Source organism: Nonomuraea ceibae, from assembly GCF_019396325.1.
GTDB lineage: Bacteria > Actinomycetota > Actinomycetes > Streptosporangiales > Streptosporangiaceae > Nonomuraea > Nonomuraea ceibae.
This window is the reverse complement of the sequence record NZ_JAHKRO010000013.1, coordinates 49759-67596: the sequence shown is the minus strand read 5'-3', so window position 1 is coordinate 67596 and position 17838 is coordinate 49759. Positions and strand designations below refer to the sequence as shown.

Here is a 17838-nt window from a genome sequence, read left to right as displayed (position 1 = left end):
TTTACCCGGTATGTTGGATGCCAGCCTTCTCCCGCTTCGCAACAAGGGTGCAGTGTTGCGTGCTATGCGCCCCGCCGACGCCGGCGCGTATGCCGCGGGCACAGCCGACCCCGCAGTGCGTCAGTACGCGCATCTGCCGGAGCCCGAGTACACCGAGGCGTCCGTGAAAGCGTTGATCGAGGGGACGATCCGCGAAGGGATGGAGCGCGGCGACCTCGCGGTGCTGACCGTCGCCGACCCCGCCGACGACGCCTTCGCCGGGAGTCTGGTGCTGTTCGGCGTGGAGGAAGGCTCTGTCGAGGTCGGCTTCTGGGTGCACCCGGATCACCGGGGCAAGGGCGTCGCCGCGGCGGCGCTGGATCTCGCGGTCGAGTTCGCCAGGCGCAGCGGATTCACCAGGCTCGCAGCTCGTACCGTTCCCGAGAACGAGGCGTCTCGGCGGGTGCTCGAACGGTCCGGCTTCGGCCGAGGCGAAGAGACCCGTGGTGTCGCCCCTTCGGGCCAGGAGGTCGTCGCGCAGCACTACGCTCTCGACCTCGAACCGATCACGCTGGTTCCCCTGGAGACGGAGCGGCTACGGCTGAGGCTGTACCAGCAAGCCGACGTACACGCATTGTGGCGCACCTACAGTCGCCCCGACGTCGCTCGCTATCTTCTCGAAGAGCCGTGGTCGGAGGAGGACGCTGCCCGCCGTATCAGCGAGCGGATGGTGCGGACGGGCCTCGACAGCCGGAATTCCGCTCTTGCCATGATCATCGAGCATGAGGGCGCGGTCGTCGGCGACGTGGCGATCTGGCTGACCGACGTGGAGCGTCGAGTCGCCGAAATCGGCTGGGTGATGGACCCCGCCCACAGTGGCCGAGGGTTCGCGACGGAGGCCGTGCGAGCCGTGCTCCGGCTGGCATTCGAGCAGTACCGGGTGCACCGGGTCGTAGCGCAGATGGACGCTCGCAACGAGGCCTCCGCACGACTCGCGCAGCGCGCCGGAATGCAGCGCGAAGCCCACCTCCGGCAGGACTGGTGGAGCAAGGGCGAGTGGACGGACACCTTCGTCTACGGCGCTCTCGCCACTGACTTCCCCGCCGGAAATCCTTGATGAGCGATGGGGTGCGCCCCGAACGGTCGTGGCTTGCTCATCGGGGCCGAGGCGCCAGGCCGCACAGGTAGGTGGACTCCTCCAGCAACTGTGGCGTCAGCTTGACCCCGGTGACGTGCTCGGCCAGTGCGAACGCCGCCTTGTCGTGGTTATCGGAAACGCTGTCGTCGTCGGCAAGGTCGAAGCCGACTCGTTGCATGACCTCCACGAGTTCGTCCGGGGAACTGCCGTGGCGAGAGTAGGGGAAAAGCGGGTCGAAGAAGAGGCGAATCTCCCCGTCTTCCACCCAGTAGAAGTAACCGACTGCGTTGACGTTGCGAGAATGCGAAACGAGTCGCGTATCAGCCGACAACGGCAGGATGGTTTTCCTGCTCACGCCTAGGTGCCCGTTCACCTCGACGATGAGCAGCCAATCCCCGAGGGAGACGGTTCCGAAATACTTGCCTTCCCGGGTGCCGAATGTGCCAGGGTCGGGGTAGGAAGCAGTGATCAGCTCATCGAGCGTCTTACGAGGGGAAGCTTCGGCCTGGGCGCCGAGACGGGTCATCAGTAACTCGGGGCTCATGTCGCGGACAAGGGTGAAGCAGTACGAGTCCGCCAGATCGGGGAACCGGTCGTCGTTGAACCAGAGGTAGTCGTCAGCATTCGGGATCATGTCGGCATCCTCTCAGCCGCAGCCAAAGGCCGGGACCGAGGCTGAGCCAAAGCTAAGTGCTCGGGCGCCGGGGTGAACGTGCCGTACTGATCAGCCCTGGCGAGGTGACTGGACAAGCACTGTCTAGCCCACTAGCCATGAATGGCATATCCCTCTACGCTGACGTCATGCGCTCACGTTCCGATGAAATTCTCGACGAATTCGGGCCCGTGGAGAACATCGGCGAGAACGAGCCCGAAGCCATCACCTACCAGGCCACTGTCACGCGCATCGGCAAACACTGGACCGCCACCGTTCGTGACCTCCCCGGTGGGCAGACAGCCCACGTACAGGGTGCGAGCTGGAAGGAAACCAAGGAGAACGTCGTCGACTGCGTCCTCAAGCTCCGCGAGGACAAGCCCGACGCCGTCGCCGTTCAGTTCGTCCCCGGCGACCCTGAGGTCGCTGCCGCGCTGGCCACCGTATCCGCGGCTCGCAGCGCCCGTGTCCAGGCCGAGCTGGCCGAGCGGGATGCGGTCTATCGGGCCGCTCGTCTTCTGGTCGGCAAAGGGTGGAGCACCCGAGACGCGGGCAGCGCGCTGGGCTTGTCCCACCAGCGCATCTCCCAGATCGCTCCACGCCCGGCGAGCTAGGCGGCCGGGGTCCGGCGTCACGTTCCGGGGATGGCGCCCCACAGGAATGTGGAACCTTTCAACAATTCCTCTGTCAGCCTGATCCCGGTCAGGTGCTCGACGAGAAGGAAAGCCGGCCCCTTGTAGAGGTCGGGAAACGACGGGTAGAGCCGGTCGATTTCGGCCATCGTCTCCACGAGCTCGTCCGGTGTTCCGGTCGGATCATTCACATCGGCTCCGTGGCAGAACCTGATCTCGCCGTCCTCGCACCAGTAAAAGTAGTCCAGGCCCTTCAGGCTGAGTGCGGCCTGGGAGACGAGGCGGGTGTCTCGGGAAAGCTCGGCGATCAGGTCTTCGTCGATGACGAGCCAGTACGAGTCGAAGATGAACGTCCAATCCCCGATGGCGGTGACGCCGAGAGGATCCCCCGGGCGTGGATATTCATCCGGGCCGCCGGGGAAGGGGCCGGGCGTGAAGTGCTCCCATTGGCCGCCGAGGCGGGCAATCACCTGTTCAGGCGCGGCACGGACGTAGATGAAGCTGTAGCACTCCCCGGCGTATTGGTCGCAGAGCCACGAGACGTCGAGAGGTCGCAGGGTCATGGCGTCATGCTGTCAGCCGCTACCGACAGGGCCGGGGGGCAAGCAGGCGTATCGCTCGACGAGTGCGTTGCCGATCGCGGCCAGGTGGTCCCGCACGCCCGGAGGGCCGGTCACCTCGAGCCATTCGGTCAGCCCGGCGAGCTCGACGGCGAGCGCGTACTCGTTGTTGCCGCGGATCACGACCTCGATGCGGCCGTCCACCGTGGGCCCTCCGACCTGGAGCCGACCGCCGAGCAGCGCCCGCAGCAGCCCTATCCCCTGGGGCGCGCATACCGCCTGGGTCTCCAGGGGCGTTCGCCTGCGGTCGATCTCGTCGGCGATCGCGCGCCAGCTCTCGGCCAGGTCGAAGCCCGGGGGCCGGTGCACGGGATCGCCGGTCGGGTCGGCGGAGGAAACGCGGTCGATCCGGAAGCTCCGCAGGCCGGTCTCGGTGTCGCAGACGAGGTACCACGACGGGCCTTTGGCGACGATGCCCAGCGGGTGGACGGTTCTCTCGGTTTCGGCGCCTTCGCGGTCGACGTAGCCGAGCCGCACCTGGACGCCGCGGATCACCGCGTCCTGGAGCTCGTCGAGGAAGCGAGGCGGCGGGTGCTCGACCCGGCTCGACCCCCATCGTTCCGGGTCCCTGGCCAAGGAGGTCGCCGCCGTCTCGGCCTGCACCCGGAACGGCTCCGGCAGGGCACGGACGAGCTTGCGCAGAGCCGCTTTCACGGCCGGCGTCGTCGCGGCGGCCGGCCCGGCGACCAGGAACAGGGCGCGGGCCTCACTCTCGGTCAACCCGGACAGGTCGGTACGGGCGCCGCCCACGAGACGCCAGCCGCCGCCTCGGCCCTGCGTGGAGTAAACGGGTACCCCGGCCATGGCCAGGGCGTCGAGGTCGCGGCGGGCGGTGCGTTCGGAGACCTCCAACTCTCGGGCGACCTCTGCCGCCGTCACCTGCTCGCGTCGTTGCAGCAAGAGGAGGATGGCCACCAGCCGGTCAGTTCGCACGCCGACGACACTTTCACAGGAAACCGGTCATGAGGTGACCGGTTTCGCTCGCAAGATGGGGACGTGGCCTCACCGAGAGTCCCACTACGACGTCTGATCACTCGAAGAGACGAGAGGAAAAGAAATGTTCGACCCTGCCGATTTCCCCGAACCCATCATGGTTTCCGTCAACGACGTACAGCTCGAAGTCTTCGAAGCGGGACAGCAGAACGCGGGAAAGCCCATCGTGCTCTGCCACGGCTGGCCGGAGCACGCCTTTTCCTGGCGCTATCAGATGCCCGCCCTTGTCGCAGCGGGCTACCACGTCATCGTTCCGAACCAGCGCGGTTACGGCAACTCGTCCCGCCCGGCCGAAGTAACGGACTATGACATCGAGCACCTGTCGGGTGACCTGGTCGCACTGCTCGATCACTACGGATACGAAGACGCGACTTTCGTCGGCCATGACTGGGGGGCGATCGTCGTCTGGGGGCTGACCTTGTTGCATCCGGACCGGGTGAGCAAGGTGATCAACCTGAGCGTGCCCTACCTCGACCGTGGAGAGAAGCCCTGGGTCGAGTTCATCGAGGACGCGCTCGGCAGCGACTTCTACTACGTCCACTTCAATCGGCATCCCGGCGTCGCGGACGCCGTGTTCGACGAGAATGTCCACCGGTTCCTCCGCAACATGTACCGCAAGAACGAGCCTCCCAGGGAGCCGCAGCCGGGCATGGCGTTGATCAATCTCGCACGAGAGGAAACGCCACGTGGTGAGCCCTTGATGAGTGAGAGGGAGCTGGCCGTGTTCGTCTCCGCCTTCGAGACGTCAGGGTTCACGGGCGGGATCAACTGGTACCGGAATGCTGATCGTAACTGGCACCTGCTGGCGGACGTGGAGCCGATCATCCGGCAGCCCGCCCTCATGATCTACGGCGACCGGGATGTGGTCCCGAAATCCGACAAGCTGGCGGAGTTCGTGCCCGACGTGGAAGTGGTCAACCTGGACTGCGGCCATTGGATCCAGCAAGAGAAGCCGGAAGAAACGACCCGGGCGATTCTGGAATGGCTGGAGAAGCAGGCCGGCCTGAACGGGTGAGGCGCCCGGCGGTTCTCGCCGGGCGCCTCCGAACCTGTTCAGAGGTTATGCGTCGTCGTCAGCTCCGTCGAAGGTGCGTTTGACCTCCTCCAGTCCCTTGATGGAGACCGTCTGACGACTGGTCGCGTCCGAAAGGCGCCGGTACGCAGGGGTTCTCGCCTGTTTGGCTGTACGCCGTGTCAACCATCACCCGCACCCCACTGGTCAGCCGGCTCGCGGTCGTCACGATCATGCTGGGCATCTTCGCCATCGTCACCAGCGAGATCCTGCCGATCGGGCTGCTGAGCGCCATCGGGGCCGACTTCGGCGTCTCCGACGGCGTCGCGGGGCTGACGATGGCCCTGCCCGGCGTCGTCGCCGCGGTCGCCGCGCCTGTCGTCACGCTGACCACCGCCCGGCTCGACCGGCGCGCGATGCTGTGCGCGCTCATGGCGCTGCTCGCCGTGGCCGACGTGCTGGCCGCGGCGGCGACCTCGTACGAGATCATGCTGGTGTCCAGGGTGCTCGTCGGCGTCACGATCGGCGGCTTCTGGTCCATCGGGGCGGGGCTGGCTGGGCGGCTGGTGCCGCCGCACGCCGTCGGCGCCGCCACCGCCGTGATCTTCTCCGCCGTGCCGCTGGGGTCGGTGCTCGGCGTCCCGGCAGGGACGTTCATCGGGGACCTCGCCGGGTGGCGGACCGCCTTCGTCGTGCTGGCCGTGCTCGCGCTCGCGGTGCTGGGCGGACTGGTCGTGCTGCTGCCGCCGCTGCCCGCCGATCAGGTCACCAGCCTGCGCGCCCTGCTGGACCTGCTGCGCACCCGGGCTGCCGCGATCGCGCTGGTGGCGACGTTCCTCATCGTCCTCGCCCATTTCGGTACGTACACGTACGTCACGCCCTTCCTGGAGGACGTCACGGGGCTGGGACCGGCCGCCGTCAGCGCCGTGCTCCTCGCGTACGGCGTCGCGGGGATCGCCGGGAACTTCCTCGCGGGCCGGGCCGCCCGATGGCGGGTCGCGTTCGTGACCTGCGGCGGGCTGATCGCGCTCGCCACCCTGCTGCTGCCCGTGGCCGGAGGCGGCGCCGTCGCCGCCGTGGGGCTGCTCGTCGTCTGGGGGCTCGCGTACGGGGGCGTGCCCGTCTGCTCGCAGGCGTCGTTCCTCGCCGCCGCGCCGCACGCGCCCGAAGCCGCCACCGTCGTCTTCACCGCCTCCTTCCAGGCGACCTTCGCCCTCGGCGCGTTCCTGGGCGGCCGGGTCGTCGACGCCTCCTCCGTCTCCACCGTCATGGTCTGCGGCGGGGTGGTCGCGCTGCTCATGGCGGGGGTGCTGGCGGCCGTCCGGCCCCGCCGCGCATACCCCTAGCTGTACCTCCGCTGGGGTGCACGCGGGAGAGACCGGACGGGGTTCCGGCTGATGTCCTGAACCGTGTCCTCTTACGAGCGTTCCACGGAGAATGACATGGCAGTCAACAGCCGGCCGGCTGTCGAAGAGAGTCCCGACCAGCAGACCGGATTGCGGGGATTCATCCGCCGCCGTCCGCTCGTCAGCTTCTTCGTCCTGGCCAACCTGATGAGCTGGATCGCCTGGACGCCCTACGTGCTTTCGGCGACCGGGCTGGGAGTGCTCGACTTCACGTTCCCCTCGGTGCTCGGCACCACGCAGTTCACGGGCGTGCTCCCCGGCGCCTACCTCGGCCCGATCTTCGCCGCGTACCTGGTCACCAGGATCGCCGACGGCAGGGAAGGCGTCCGGCGCTGGCTCGGGCGGATGACGAAGTGGCGGGTGAGCTGGGTCTGGTACGCCGGCACCGCCGTCGGCGTGCCCGCCGTGCTCGTGCTGACCGGCGCCGCCCTGTCCGAGGAACCCGTCCGCATGCCGCCCGTCGCCCTGCTCGTGGCGTACGTCCCGGGCCTGCTGCTCCAGATAGTCACCACCGGGCTGGCCGAGGAGCCCGGCTGGCGGGACTTCGCCCTGGCGCGCATGCAGCGCAGGTTCGGGCCACTGGTCGGCACCCTCGTCCTCGGGCCGCTCTGGGGCCTCTGGCACCTGCCGCTGTACCTGAGCGAGTGGGGCGGCTGGCCGGACGTCACCTGGATGCGGATCGGCGAGTTCTTCGCCTTCTGCTGCGTGTTCAGCGTGGTCGTCACCTGGGTGTTCAACCGCACCGGCCAGAGCCTGCCGCTGGTCATGCTGCTGCACGTGGGCGTCAACAACTTCATGTCGATGGCCTACGCGGAGCTGTTCCCGTCGATCGCCTCGCCCGAGCAGGCGTCGCGCGTCACCCTCCTCGCGGGCACCACGGCGGCCCTCGTCGTCCTGGCCGCCACGCGGGGCCGGCTCGGCTACAGCCCCGAGGAGCCGGCTACGGCGGACCCGAGCGGACGCGCCGCATGAGCTGGTCGAAGTCGCCGCGGCGGCCGTGCAGGTGCTCCAGCCACCAGGTCGCGCCCGCGTCGGCGTAGGGCGTCACCGAGGCGCCCGGCTCGCTGACGCCGATGAGCGCCACGTCGAACGGCCCGTCCGCCACGCGGTGGCGGCGGAGCTCGGCGACCTGGGCGGCCAGCTCGGCGGGGGACAGCGTCATGCGGCCCTCCTCGTCGTCGCCCGCCACGACCCAGCCGTCCCAGCGGGCCGCCCGGCGCAGGGCGGCCGGCGCCGTGCCGCCGATCCACACCGGCACCCGGGGGCGCTGCACCGGCAGGGGCGCCAGCCGTACGCCGTCGACCGTGTAGCGGGCGCCCCGGTGACGCACCTCGTCGCCGGACCAGAGCGCGGAGATCACGTCGAGCGCCTCGTCCAGCACCGCCCCGCCGGGCCGGGGCGCGCCGAAGGCGGTGAACTCGCCGGGGACCCCGCCCAGCCCGGCGCCCAGGATCGCCCGCCCGCCGCTCAGCCGGTCGAACGTCGCCACCGTGTGCGCCAGCACCTCCGGCCGGTGCCGGGCGACGGCCGTCACCGCCGTGCCCAGCCTGACGCGGGACGTCGCCGCGGCCGCGGCCGAGAGCGCCACCCACGGGTCGGCCGAAGGCATGCCCCAGGCGAAGGCCAGGTGGTCCCACACCAGCACGGCGTCCCAGCCGGCGGCCTCGGCCTCGCGGGCCAGGGCCACCAGCCGCGACGGCTCCGCGAGGTCACCGAGGATCGCGACGTCGATGCCATAGCGCATGCTCCCCATCCAACCACCAGGCATATCGTTCAGCACATGACGAAAGATCTTCGAGCCGTACGTATCACCCTCGCCAACATCGACACGGCGCTGACCGTGAAGGTCCGCCCCGACCAGGAGCGCTTCGTCTCGCCGGTGGCCAAGTCGCTGGCCGAGGCGTACGTCCAGCCGGACGTCGCCTGGCCGCGCCTCATCCTCGACGGCGACCAGCCCGTCGGCTTCCTCATGGCCTTCATCGACATCGACTGGGACGGCAAGGGCGTCGACTTCCGGTCCGGCCTGTGGCGCCTCAACGTCGTCCCCGAGGCGCAGGGGCGCGGCGTCGGCAGCTTCGCCGTCGCCACGGTGGCCGCCGAGCTCAGGCGGCGCGGCAGCACCCACATGTACGTGACCTGGGAACCGGAGGACGGGGGACCCGAGGGCTTCTACCGCAGGCTCGGGTTCGAGCTCACCGGTGAGGAGAGCGGAGGCCAGACCGTCGGCGTCCTGGATCTGACACATCCCGGGTGAAACCAGCACTTGTCCGGGTCAGCGGCAGCCGCGACCATGGGCGAGTGGATCTCTACCGCGACCCGTACCCGACCTACGCCGAGGCCCGCCGCAACCGCGGGCTCACGTTCGTGCCGGAGCTGAACGCCTGGCTGGTCGCCCGGCGCGAGGACGTCCGCGAAGTGCTCGGCAAGCCCGAGCTCTTCTCGTCGGCGGGCGCACTGCGCCCCGACTACCTGCCCGGCAAGGCCGCGCTCTCGGAGCTGGTCAAGGGCGTCGGCGGCGTGCAGGCCGTGCTCGGCGCCGACGGGGAGGCGCACCGGCGGCTGCGTCGGCCGCTCACCAGAGGGCTGTCCCCCGCCCGCGTCGCCGCCGCGCTGCCGTACGTGACCGAGCGGGCCGAGGAACTGGTCGCCTCCTTCGCCGGCGACGGCCAGGTCGAATGGATGGAGGCGTACGCCAAGCCGCTGCCCGCCTCCGTCATCGGGCACGTCATCGGCCTCGACCCGGCCGACACACCGGGCGCCGTCCGGGGCGCGGCGCGGGCCGAGGAGCTGCTGTTCACGGAGCTGGACGACGCCGGGCAGGTCGAGTGCGCCAAGGAGATCGTGACCCTGCAGCGGCTCCTCGACGGCTACGCGCGGGCCCGGCGGCGCGATCCGCGTGACGACGTCTGCACCGAGATGGTCAGGGAACTCGCGCCCGGCACCGGCGACCTGACCCTCGACCAGCGCAAGGAGATCGTCTCCAACCTCCAGAACCTGCTGCTCGCCGGCCACCTCACCACCACGGCGCTGCTCGGTTCCGTCGTGCTGCACCTGCTGCGCGACCGCCGCCAGTGGGAGCTGCTGTGCGAGCGGCCCGAGCTCGTGCCCGTCGCCATCGAGGAGGCGGCCCGGTTCGAGGCGCCCGTCCAGGGCTTCCGCCGCACGGTCACCGGGCCCGTGACGCTGGCCGGCACCGAGCTGCGCAAGGACGACGTGCTCTTCGTCTCGTACGCCTCCGCCGGCCGCGACGCCGACCCCGCCACGCGGCCCGACGTGTTCGACATCGGGCGCGCGCCGCTGCGCAGCCTGTCGTTCGGGCACGGCCCGCACGGCTGCCCCGGCTCCCAGCTCGCCAAGGAGCAGGTGCGGATCACGCTGGAGATCCTGATGCGCGAGTTCCCCGGGCTGCGGCTGGCCCGTGACGAGGTCACCATGGCGCCCACCCTCATCCACCGCTCCCCCGAAGCCCTCCACCTCACCTGGTGACCCCGGCGGGCGCTACCCCTTTCCGGGCCCCCTTTCCGGGTCGGTCCTTCTGGGCTCAACCCCCAGCGGGGCTCAACCCCCGGCGGGCGCGACTCCCGGCGGGCGCGCCCCCTTCCAGGTTGGTCCCTTCCGGGGCGGCCTCTTCCGGGTCGGCCCCGTGGGGTGGCCCGGTGGGGTGGCTCGTCAGTGGAGCCGGGGCCGAGGGGCGCGTCAGAGGTGGCCTGCGTCGCGGATCTTCATGGCGACCTGGACCCGGTTGTCGGTGCCGAGCTTGGCGAAGATGCGGGTGACGTTGGCCTTGACCGTCGCGACGCTCATGGACAGGCGCTGCCCGATCTCGGCGTTGGAGCTGCCCCGGGCCACCTCGACCGCGACCTCCAGCTCCCGGTCGGTCAGCCTGGCCAGCTCGCGCCGTGCCTCGTCCCGGCCGGGCGTGTGGCCGCCGGTGGCCGCGGCGATCACCTGGTAGGTGACGCTGGGCGACAGCACCGGCTCGCCGGCCGCGACCGTGCGGACGGCTTCGACCATCTTGGCCGGCGGCGTGTCCTTGAGCAGGAACCCGGCCGCGCCGAGGCGCAGCGCACGCAGCACCATGTCGTCGGCGTCGAAGGCGGTCAGCACGAGGATGCGCGGCGCGTCCGGCCGCGACGCCAGCTGCTCGGTGGTGACCAAACCGTCCTGGCCGGGCATGCGGATGTCCATCAGCACCACGTCGGGCCGTTCGGCGCGCACCAGGGTCACGGCCTCGCGCCCGTCGCCCGCCTCGCCGACGATCTCCAGGTCGGGCTCGCCGCCCAGGATGAGACGCAGCCCGGTGCGTACCATCGGGTCGTCGTCGACGATCAGCACGCGTGTCACGACGTCAAGCCTCCCACGGCAGCCGGACAGAGAGGACGAATCGCCCGTCCTGGTGGGCGTGGGCGATCGTGCCGCCTGCCATCCGCGCCCGTTCCGCCACGCCGACCAGCCCGAGTCTGCCGCCCGGCGCGGACGACGGCCCGTAGGGGGTCGCGTTGGTCACGTCGATGCGCAGCGCGTCGCCCGGCCGCCCGTCGAGCTCCACCCTGACGCTGCTGCCCGGCGCGTGCTTGCGGGCGTTGGTGAGCGCCTCCTGGACGATCCGGTACGCGTTGCGCCCGGTCTGGGTGGGCAGCCGGTCGCGCTGCTCGATCGTGTCGGTGACGAGCACCTTCTGGCCGGCGGACCGCACCTCGTGGAACAGCGCGTCCAGGTCGGCGATGGTCGGCTGCGGGGCCGCCAGCTCGCCGTCGGAGCGGAGGGTGCCGAGCACGGTGCGCAGCTCGTTGAGCGACTGGTGGGCGTTCTCCTGGATGGCCAGCGCGGTTTCGCGGGTCTGCTCCGGGCCCAGGTCGACCCGGTAGGCCAGCCCGCCGGCGAGCATCGCCAGCAGGGACATGCGGTGGGCCAGCGCGTCGTGCATCTCCTGGGCGATCTTGGTGCGCTCGGCGAACCTGGCCTGCTCGACGCGCTGCCGCTCCGCCCGCTCCTCCGCCAGCAGGGCCTCACGCTCCGAGCGCAGGTAGAGGCCGAAGACGGTCAGCCCGGCGAGGATCGTGGTGCTGGTGACGAAGCTGATCATGCTCTGCTGGCTCACGCCGCCCGCGAACGCGTAGAGCGTCGCGCTGCTCCAGGACAGGGCGGCGACGGGCACGATCTCGCGCCACCGGCGGTGGGTGCACAGGGACACGTACGCCACGTTGGCGGGGCCGCTCGCCGAGCTCGAGAAGGCGGTCAGCAGCGCGGTCGCGGCGGCGATCTGCCAGGGCCACCGCCGCCGCCAGCGCATGAGCGCCAGCCCGAGGACCCCCAGCGACACGTCGAACACGGCGCGCGGCAGCTTGTCGAGGTCGTGGGCGGCGACCCAGGCCCAGACCACGGCGAAGAACAGCATGGGACCCAGCGCCGCGAGATAGCGCACCATGCTGCCCCACCGGTCGAGGGGGAGCTGGTGCTGGGGGCTGTCGTTCACGGGACCCAGCCTAGGAACTTCGCCGCGATGCCCTTAGCGACCTGGGTCTATTGTCGGGCCACCCTGGGTCTAGACCTTGCCGACCGGGACGCCGACCGGCCGTCCGGCGGGGTGGTTCGCCCCGGGTTGCGCCGGTTTTTGGGCGGCGGGCTCACCCTTGGCCGTTCGGGAGGGAGCTGAGCTCCTGGCCGTCCGGCAGCGCGGTCAGCCAGGCGGTAAGGCGGGCGCCCTGGCTGGTCATCACGCCGGGGTCGCGCAGCGCGTTGGCCAGGAGTGACATGCCCTGGTACGCGCCCACGAGGGTGAGGGCGAGCCCGCCGGGGTCGGGCAGGCCGAGCTCGCGGAACTGGCGTTCGGCCCAGTCGAGCAGTAGCCGGATGACCCGGCCCGCCTCCGCGTCCAGGCCGCCTTCGTCGCGTTTGTCGAGCTCGACGGCCAGGGTGCCGGTCGGGCAGCCGTAGCGGGCGGCGACGTCGCTCTGGCTCACCCACGCCTCGACGAGCCCTGTCAGCCGGGCGCGCGGGTCGGGCAGGCGGTCCAGCTCGCCGGTGAGCTCCTGCAAACGGCGGGCGTGCTCGGAGAGTGCGGCGGCGACCAGCTCGTCCTTGGTCTTGAAGTAGTAGTACACGTTGCCCACCGGGACGTCGGCGGCGCGGGCGATGTCCGCGATGGTGGTGCGCTCGGCCCCCTGCTCGTGCACCACCCGGGCGGCGGCGGCCATCAGCCGTTGCCGTTTGGCGGAGGCGGCCGTTGCCCGGGAAACTTTCGAGTCAGTCACCTGACTCACTATAGGCGGTCCTTGTGCTACGGTCTCTTCTCAGTAAGTCAGTCAGCTAACTCACTCGAAAAGAGCTTCATCATGATCGTTGTCACCGGAGCCACCGGAAACATCGGACGCACGCTGGTCCGGCTGCTCGTCGAAGCCGGCGAGCAGGTCACCGCCGTCTCCCGGCACATCACCCCCGCGGATCTGCCCCAGCCCGTCGGCGGCGGGGCGTCGCCCGTGCGGGCCGTCGCCGCCGACCTGGCCGACCCCGACAGCCTGCGGCCCGCGCTGGAGTCGGCCGACGCGCTGTTCCTGCTGCTCACCGGGGCGCTCGCGGCCACCGGCGACACCGTCCGCCAGGCCGTACACGCCGCCAAGGCCGCCGGGGTGCGCCGGATCGTCCTGGTGTCGTCGCAGTCCGCCGGCACGCGACCGGACTCCGGCGGCCACGGGCGTCGCGCCCTGGAGGACGAGAACCAGGTACGCGAATCCGGGCTCGAATGGACGATCCTGCGGCCGGGCAACTTCGCCACCAACACCCTGGCCTGGGCCGAGTCGGTGCGGAACGGGCGCACGGTGTTCGCGCCGTTCGGCGACGTGGGGCTGCCGGCCGTCGACCCCGACGACATCGCCGCGGTCGCCGCCGCCGCCCTGCGCGAACCCGGGCACCACGGCCGGACCTACGTGCTCACCGGGCCCGAGCCGATCACCCCGCGCCAGATGGCGGCGGCCATCGGTGAAGCGCTGGGCGAGCGGGTCACGTACCAGGAACTGACGCGGGAGCAGGCGCGGGAGCGGATGCTGACGTTCATGCCCGGGCCCATCGTCGAGGGCACGCTGAACATCCTCGGCGAGCCCACCGCCGACGAGCGGCGCGTCAGCCCGGACGTCGCCCAGGTCCTCGGCCGCACCCCCGGCACCTACGCCGCCTGGGCCCACCGCAACGCCCCCGCCTTCCGCTGACCCGGGAACGGGAACCCCGGGCGGCGCCGCTGCCCCGCCTTCCGCTGGTCCGACCCTCGCGGCCCCCGTGTTGGTGCCGCTGGGCTCGCGCAGGGGGTGGCCCGGGTGGCGGGGGATTGTCGGTGGGGGGCTGTTCAATGGGGGGATGGAGAGAGGGATGTTCTGGGACGTCATGGCCGGCGCCGTGCCGCCGCCGCCGGCCGCGGAGGTCCTGGGCTGGGAGCTCGTCGGGGTGGACCCGGAGGCGGGCACGATCGAGGTGGCGTTCGCGGCGCGTGAGCAGTTCACCAACCCGGTCGGCGTGATCCAGGGCGGCTTCCTGGCGGCCATGCTGGACGACACGCTGGGTCCGGCGCTGGTTGCGACGTTGCCCGCGGGGCAGTTCGCGCCGACCCTGGAGCTTCACGTGCAGTTCCTGCGCCCGGCTCGCCCCGGCAGGCTGGTGGGGCGCGGCCGGGTGGTCAAGCGGGGCCGCGACATCGCCTTCCTGGCCGGGGAGCTGGTCGGCCCCGATGGCGAGCCGGTGGCGACGGCGACCGCGACGGCCCAGATCAGGAGCGTGTAGTCACTCGCCGGTCGCCCCGTCGATGCGCTCGCGGAGGATGTCCGCGTGGCCGTTGTGCCGCGCGTACTCCTCGATCATGTGCAGGAACACCCAGCGCAGGCTCATCTCCAGGTCGCGGTGCTTGTGGTGGAAGGTCTCGTCCAGGCCGCGGCCTGCGGCGGCGGCGCGGGCCAGCTCGACCTCACGCAGGTACGTGGCGTAGTCGGCCTCGGCGTGGGCCGGGTCGGTGTCGTCGAAGTCGCCGTCGGGGTTGTCGTCCAGGTCGCAGTAGAGGAAGTCGAGCTGCTCGCCGCCGAGCCTGCGCCGGAACCAGGAGCGTTCGACCTCGGCCATGTGGCGCAGCAGGCCGAGCAGCGACATGGACGAGGGTTCGGCGCTGCGCCGGACGAGCTGTTCGGGGGTCAGTCCGGCGCATTTGAGCTGCAGGGTGTGCCGGTGGTGGTCGAGGAACGCCTCGAGGAGGACGCGCTCGTCGCCGAGGGGTGGGGGGTCGGATCGGTCGGGCTGAGGTGCGGTCCAGTTCATCGCTCCATGGTGCCCTGATCCAGGTTGTGCGTCATTCGGTCGAGTGTGTCCATGAGCCTGGCGTACTCCTCGGGGGTGATGTCGCGGGTCATCCGGGCGCGGATGTCCTGGACGCGTCGGCCGATGGCGGCGTGCGCGGTGCGGCCTTCGGCGGTCAGGGTGTGCGTGCCGGTGGTGTCGCGGGCGATCCAGCCTCGGGCGGTCAGCCGGGCGAGCACGCCGGGGGTGGTGTCGCCCGGCGCCCGGAACGGCCTGAGCGCCTGGTGGAGCTCGCCGGCGCTGGTGGGGCCGCGGCTGATGACGTTGAGCGCCTGCCACTGGCGGCGGTTCACCCCGGCCTCGGCGAAGGCGCGCTCGAAGGTGTCCTCGATCAGCTGGTCCAGCCGCTTGAGCCGGGATCCGATCATCATGCGAGACTCCTTGTCTTAGGACATCTACTTGTCTCATGACATGTATCATGGGGGCATGGACGCTGTCGAACGGGTTGAGCAGGCCATGGTGACCATCCGGCGCAGGCAGAGGAGGCGGGCGCTGGCCCGGCTCGCCGGGGTGACGGGGCAGGCGTTCGACGTCCTCGACGCGATCGACGGCGCCGGGCCCGCCACCGTGAGCACCGTGGCTCAGGCGCTCGGCGTCGACCAGCCCCGGGCCAGCAAGCTCGTGGCCGCGGCGGTCGAGGCCGGCTGGGTGCGCCGCCGCGCCGACCAGGCCGACGGGCGCCGTTCGGTCCTCGTGCTCACCGACGCCGGGCAGGCCGCGGTCGAGGAGGCGCGCCGGTCACGCCAGGCGGTGTTCGCCGGCGCGATGGCGGGCTGGAGCGAGGCGGAGCGCACGGAGTTCGCCAGGCTGCTGACCAGGTTCGTCGACGGGTTGCCGGGCTGAAAGCCTCGTGTGGCGGGCGGTGCGCTGGGACAATCCGAGCATGCATCGATCTCTGGCAAGTGCCGTGCTGGGCGCCGCCACCCTGCTGGCCGCCGCCCCGGCGGCCTCGGCCGCGACGCCCCACGCCGCGGCCTCCACCGCTGCAGTCTCCAACGCCGCGGCCTCCACCGCCGCTGTCTCCAACGCCGCGCCCGCCCCGCTGTCCGGGGTCGCCGTCTACGCGGCCTACGACCGTGGCTACACCGTCACCCGCTACGGCGGGCGTCCCGCCGAGCTGGGGAAGCCGGGGCAGAGCGCGCAGTTCGCGGCCTCGCCCGACGGGCGGAAGGTCGCGTGGATCACGTCCGGCGGCCGGCTCCAGGTGCGCGACGGCGGCAGGACCCGCACGGTCGCGCGCGGGCTCCAGGGCGACATCCCCTGCCTGTCACCGGTGTGGTCGCCCGACTCCCGGCGGGTGGCGTACGTCGGCGGCGACGGTTCGCAGGTGCGCGTGGTCGGCGCCGACGGCCGTGGCGCGCGGGTCCTCGGCCGGACGGCCGGCCCCTGCCACCTCGCCTGGTCCCCCGACGGCCGCTACCTGGCGGGCTACGCCGGCACCACCGAGGGCGTCCACCGGCTCGACACCAGGACCGGCAGGTCGGTCAAGGTGAAGGGCGTCAAGCTGGCCAACCACGTCCAGAGCCTGTCGCCGGGCGGCCGTCACGTGGTCGTCAGCACCCTCCGGCCCACCGATCCGGGCGGCGACGGCGTGTGGCCGACGTCGTTCACCCCGACGCTGGTCGACACGGCGACCGGCCGCCGGGTGCCGATCGGCGTCAAGGGCCGCCTGCTCGGCGCGTTCCATCTGCCCGACGGGCGCCTGGCGGTGCGCGTCGCGGGCCGCACGGCCAACACGCTGGTCGTCCTGGACGCCAAGGGCCGCCAGGTGCAGCGCCTCGCCGAGCCGGCCGCCGCCAAGGACCAGGCCCTGCTCCAGGTGGTTCGCTGAGCGATCGTCGTGAGGAGGTCAGCGGCCGGCGTGGGCGGCGTGGCGTTCGTGGGCGCGGCGGATCAGTGACATGAGCCGCTCGTCCTCGCGGAGCTTGGCGCGGAACTTCTCCGGGAGCCCGCGCAGCCGCTCCTCCTCGATGACGAGCCTGCGGTAGGTGGCGTCGCGCTCGGCGGGGTCGAGGTCGTCCTCCAGGTAGGCGGTGGCGCAGCGCCGGGCGCAGGAGGCGATGTTCTGGGCGCGTCCCCGGGTGCTGAGCAGCGAGGCGGCGATCGTGACGATGAGGACGCCGATGATCACCGACAGGGACAGGCCGGTGCTGATCTCGGTGACGGGCACGGGCTCGCCGTCGTTGATGAACGGCACGTTGTTCTCGTGCAGCGCGTGCAGGACGAGCTTGACGCCGATGAACGCCAGCACCGCCGCCAGGCCGAAGGACAGGTAGATGAGCCGGTCCAGCAGCTCGTCGATGAGGAAGTAGAGCTGACGCAGCCCCAGCAGCGAGAACGCGGTGGCGGTGAAGACCAGGTAGACGTTCTGGGTGAGGCCGAAGATCGCCGGGATGGAGTCGAGCGCGAACAGCAGGTCCGTGCCCGCGATAGCGATCATGACGAGCAGCATGGGCGTCAGCACGCGGTGGCCGTCGACGACCGTGGTGAGCCGGTCGCCGTCGTAGTGCTCGGAGGTGCGGAAGAACCGGCGGGCCAGCCGGGTCATCAGGTTGTCCGGCGAGTGGCTTTCCTGGCTCTCCGGCTTGAGCAGGTTGCCCGCGGTGATGAGCAGGATGAGGCCGAACAGGTAGAACGCCCACGCGAACGTGTTGATGAGCGCCGCGCCCAGGAAGATGAACCCGGTGCGCGCCACCAGCGCGAACGTGATGCCGAACAGCAGCACCTTCTGCTGGTCGGCCCGCGGCACCCGGAAGCCTGACATGATGACGAGGAAGACGAACAGGTTGTCGACCGAGAGCGCCTTCTCCGTCACGTACCCGGCGAAGTACTCGGCCCCCATGTCGGCGCCGCCGAACAGCCACACCCCGACGCCGAACAGCAACGCGACGCCCACATAGGCCGCCGACCACACCGCCGCCTCGCGCAACGTCGGGATGTGCGCCTTGCGTACGTGGAAGAAGAAGTCGAACAGCAGCAGGCCGACGATCCCGAGGACCGTCAGCCACCACACCAGGGACGGCACGTCCACCCGTGACCTCCATCGCGTCGCCGATCAGTGAGCAGTACCCC

The 17838-nt window shown here is 70.9% G+C and carries 21 protein-coding genes; 11 read left to right on the top strand and 10 right to left on the bottom strand.

The genetic code is table 11. The features are described 5' to 3' along the window. The first annotated feature begins 10 nt into the window (after positions 1–10). Positions 11–1096: a GNAT family N-acetyltransferase gene (locus tag KME80_RS11825; protein ID WP_219504271.1), complete on the top strand. Its 1086-nt coding sequence runs from the start codon at positions 11–13 to the stop codon at positions 1094–1096. Positions 1097–1133: 37 nt separating this feature from the next. Here the strand turns inward: KME80_RS11825 and KME80_RS11820 are convergent, their stop codons facing one another. Then, the gene (locus tag KME80_RS11820; RefSeq protein WP_219504268.1) at positions 1134–1751 is read right to left on the bottom strand and encodes a DUF6461 domain-containing protein; all 618 of its coding nucleotides are present in this window, start codon (positions 1749–1751) and stop codon (positions 1134–1136) included. Between the two features lie 167 nt (positions 1752–1918). Here KME80_RS11820 and KME80_RS11815 point away from each other — a divergent pair, with 167 nt between their 5' ends. Beyond that, on the top strand, positions 1919–2383 hold the full coding sequence (locus tag KME80_RS11815) for a hypothetical protein (protein ID WP_219504266.1): 465 nt from the start codon (positions 1919–1921) through the stop codon (positions 2381–2383). A 17-nt stretch (positions 2384–2400) separates the two neighbouring features. Here KME80_RS11815 and KME80_RS11810 read toward each other — a convergent pair whose 3' ends face one another. Then, complete coding sequence (locus tag KME80_RS11810; protein WP_219504264.1) at positions 2401–2964, bottom strand: DUF6461 domain-containing protein; 564 nt, start codon at positions 2962–2964, stop codon at positions 2401–2403. 12 nt (positions 2965–2976) lie between these two features. Then, on the bottom strand, positions 2977–3954 hold the full coding sequence (locus tag KME80_RS11805) for a helix-turn-helix transcriptional regulator (RefSeq protein ID WP_219504262.1): 978 nt from the start codon (positions 3952–3954) through the stop codon (positions 2977–2979). Between the two features lie 124 nt (positions 3955–4078). On the opposite strand from KME80_RS11805, the gene KME80_RS11800 reads away from it, so the two are divergent. The 3 genes from KME80_RS11800 to KME80_RS11790 all read left to right on the top strand — a co-directional run bounded on the left by KME80_RS11800 (position 4079) and on the right by KME80_RS11790 (position 7404). Next, positions 4079–5029, top strand: coding sequence for an alpha/beta fold hydrolase (locus KME80_RS11800; protein ID WP_219504260.1), 951 nt, complete (start codon positions 4079–4081; stop codon positions 5027–5029). Positions 5030–5205: 176 nt separating this feature from the next. Continuing rightward, positions 5206–6372, top strand: coding sequence for an MFS transporter (locus tag KME80_RS11795; RefSeq protein WP_308125719.1), 1167 nt, complete (start codon positions 5206–5208; stop codon positions 6370–6372). A gap of 96 nt (positions 6373–6468) precedes the next feature. Beyond that, positions 6469–7404: a CPBP family intramembrane glutamic endopeptidase gene (locus tag KME80_RS11790; RefSeq protein ID WP_219504258.1), complete on the top strand. Its 936-nt coding sequence runs from the start codon at positions 6469–6471 to the stop codon at positions 7402–7404. On the opposite strand, the gene KME80_RS11785 is transcribed toward KME80_RS11790, so the two are convergent. Then, positions 7373–8176: an LLM class flavin-dependent oxidoreductase gene (locus KME80_RS11785; protein WP_219504256.1), complete on the bottom strand. Its 804-nt coding sequence runs from the start codon at positions 8174–8176 to the stop codon at positions 7373–7375. The two genes, KME80_RS11790 and KME80_RS11785, sit on opposite strands and share 32 nt — an antisense overlap. Positions 8177–8212: 36 nt before the next feature. Between KME80_RS11785 and KME80_RS11780 the strand changes: the two genes are divergently transcribed. Both KME80_RS11780 and KME80_RS52700 read left to right on the top strand, forming a co-directional pair. Beyond that, positions 8213–8686 carry a GNAT family N-acetyltransferase gene (locus tag KME80_RS11780; RefSeq protein ID WP_219504254.1) on the top strand — a complete coding sequence of 158 codons (474 nt, stop codon included), beginning with the start codon at positions 8213–8215 and terminating at the stop codon, positions 8684–8686. Positions 8687–8730: 44 nt separating this feature from the next. Continuing rightward, on the top strand, positions 8731–9918 hold the full coding sequence (locus KME80_RS52700) for a cytochrome P450 (protein WP_219504252.1): 1188 nt from the start codon (positions 8731–8733) through the stop codon (positions 9916–9918). A 210-nt stretch (positions 9919–10128) separates the two neighbouring features. Here KME80_RS52700 and KME80_RS11770 read toward each other — a convergent pair whose 3' ends face one another. The 3 genes from KME80_RS11770 to KME80_RS11760 form a co-directional block, all read right to left on the bottom strand. Beyond that, the gene (locus KME80_RS11770) at positions 10129–10776 is read right to left on the bottom strand and encodes a response regulator (RefSeq protein WP_219504243.1); all 648 of its coding nucleotides are present in this window, start codon (positions 10774–10776) and stop codon (positions 10129–10131) included. Positions 10777–10780: 4 nt separating this feature from the next. Further along, entirely contained in the window at positions 10781–11908 is a 1128-nt protein-coding gene (locus tag KME80_RS50215; protein ID WP_219504241.1) for a sensor histidine kinase, read from the bottom strand. 151 nt (positions 11909–12059) lie between these two features. Next, on the bottom strand, positions 12060–12686 hold the full coding sequence (locus KME80_RS11760; protein ID WP_308125718.1) for a TetR/AcrR family transcriptional regulator: 627 nt from the start codon (positions 12684–12686) through the stop codon (positions 12060–12062). Between the two features lie 81 nt (positions 12687–12767). Between KME80_RS11760 and KME80_RS11755 the strand changes: the two genes are divergently transcribed. Together KME80_RS11755 and KME80_RS11750 are read left to right on the top strand one after the other, a co-directional pair. Continuing rightward, positions 12768–13637, top strand: coding sequence for an SDR family oxidoreductase (locus KME80_RS11755; RefSeq protein WP_219504239.1), 870 nt, complete (start codon positions 12768–12770; stop codon positions 13635–13637). 157 nt (positions 13638–13794) lie between these two features. Further along, complete coding sequence (locus KME80_RS11750) at positions 13795–14202, top strand: PaaI family thioesterase (RefSeq protein ID WP_246644558.1); 408 nt, start codon at positions 13795–13797, stop codon at positions 14200–14202. Here KME80_RS11750 and KME80_RS11745 read toward each other — a convergent pair whose 3' ends face one another. Beyond that, on the bottom strand, positions 14203–14727 hold the full coding sequence (locus KME80_RS11745) for a DinB family protein (protein WP_219504235.1): 525 nt from the start codon (positions 14725–14727) through the stop codon (positions 14203–14205). It lies immediately after the preceding gene. Beyond that, a complete protein-coding gene (locus tag KME80_RS11740) occupies positions 14724–15137 on the bottom strand; it encodes a MarR family winged helix-turn-helix transcriptional regulator (protein WP_219504233.1) in 414 nt (137 codons plus the stop codon). The genes KME80_RS11745 and KME80_RS11740 overlap by 4 nt, the downstream gene beginning before the upstream one ends. 55 nt (positions 15138–15192) lie before the next feature. Here KME80_RS11740 and KME80_RS11735 point away from each other — a divergent pair, with 55 nt between their 5' ends. After that, positions 15193–15609 carry a MarR family winged helix-turn-helix transcriptional regulator gene (locus KME80_RS11735; RefSeq protein ID WP_219504231.1) on the top strand — a complete coding sequence of 139 codons (417 nt, stop codon included), beginning with the start codon at positions 15193–15195 and terminating at the stop codon, positions 15607–15609. 40 nt (positions 15610–15649) lie between these two features. Next, entirely contained in the window at positions 15650–16597 is a 948-nt protein-coding gene (locus KME80_RS11730; protein WP_219504230.1) for a TolB-like translocation protein, read from the top strand. An 18-nt stretch (positions 16598–16615) separates the two neighbouring features. Here the strand turns inward: KME80_RS11730 and KME80_RS11725 are convergent, their stop codons facing one another. After that, positions 16616–17797 carry a TerC family protein gene (locus KME80_RS11725; RefSeq protein ID WP_219504228.1) on the bottom strand — a complete coding sequence of 394 codons (1182 nt, stop codon included), beginning with the start codon at positions 17795–17797 and terminating at the stop codon, positions 16616–16618. Positions 17798–17838 lie beyond the last annotated feature (41 nt).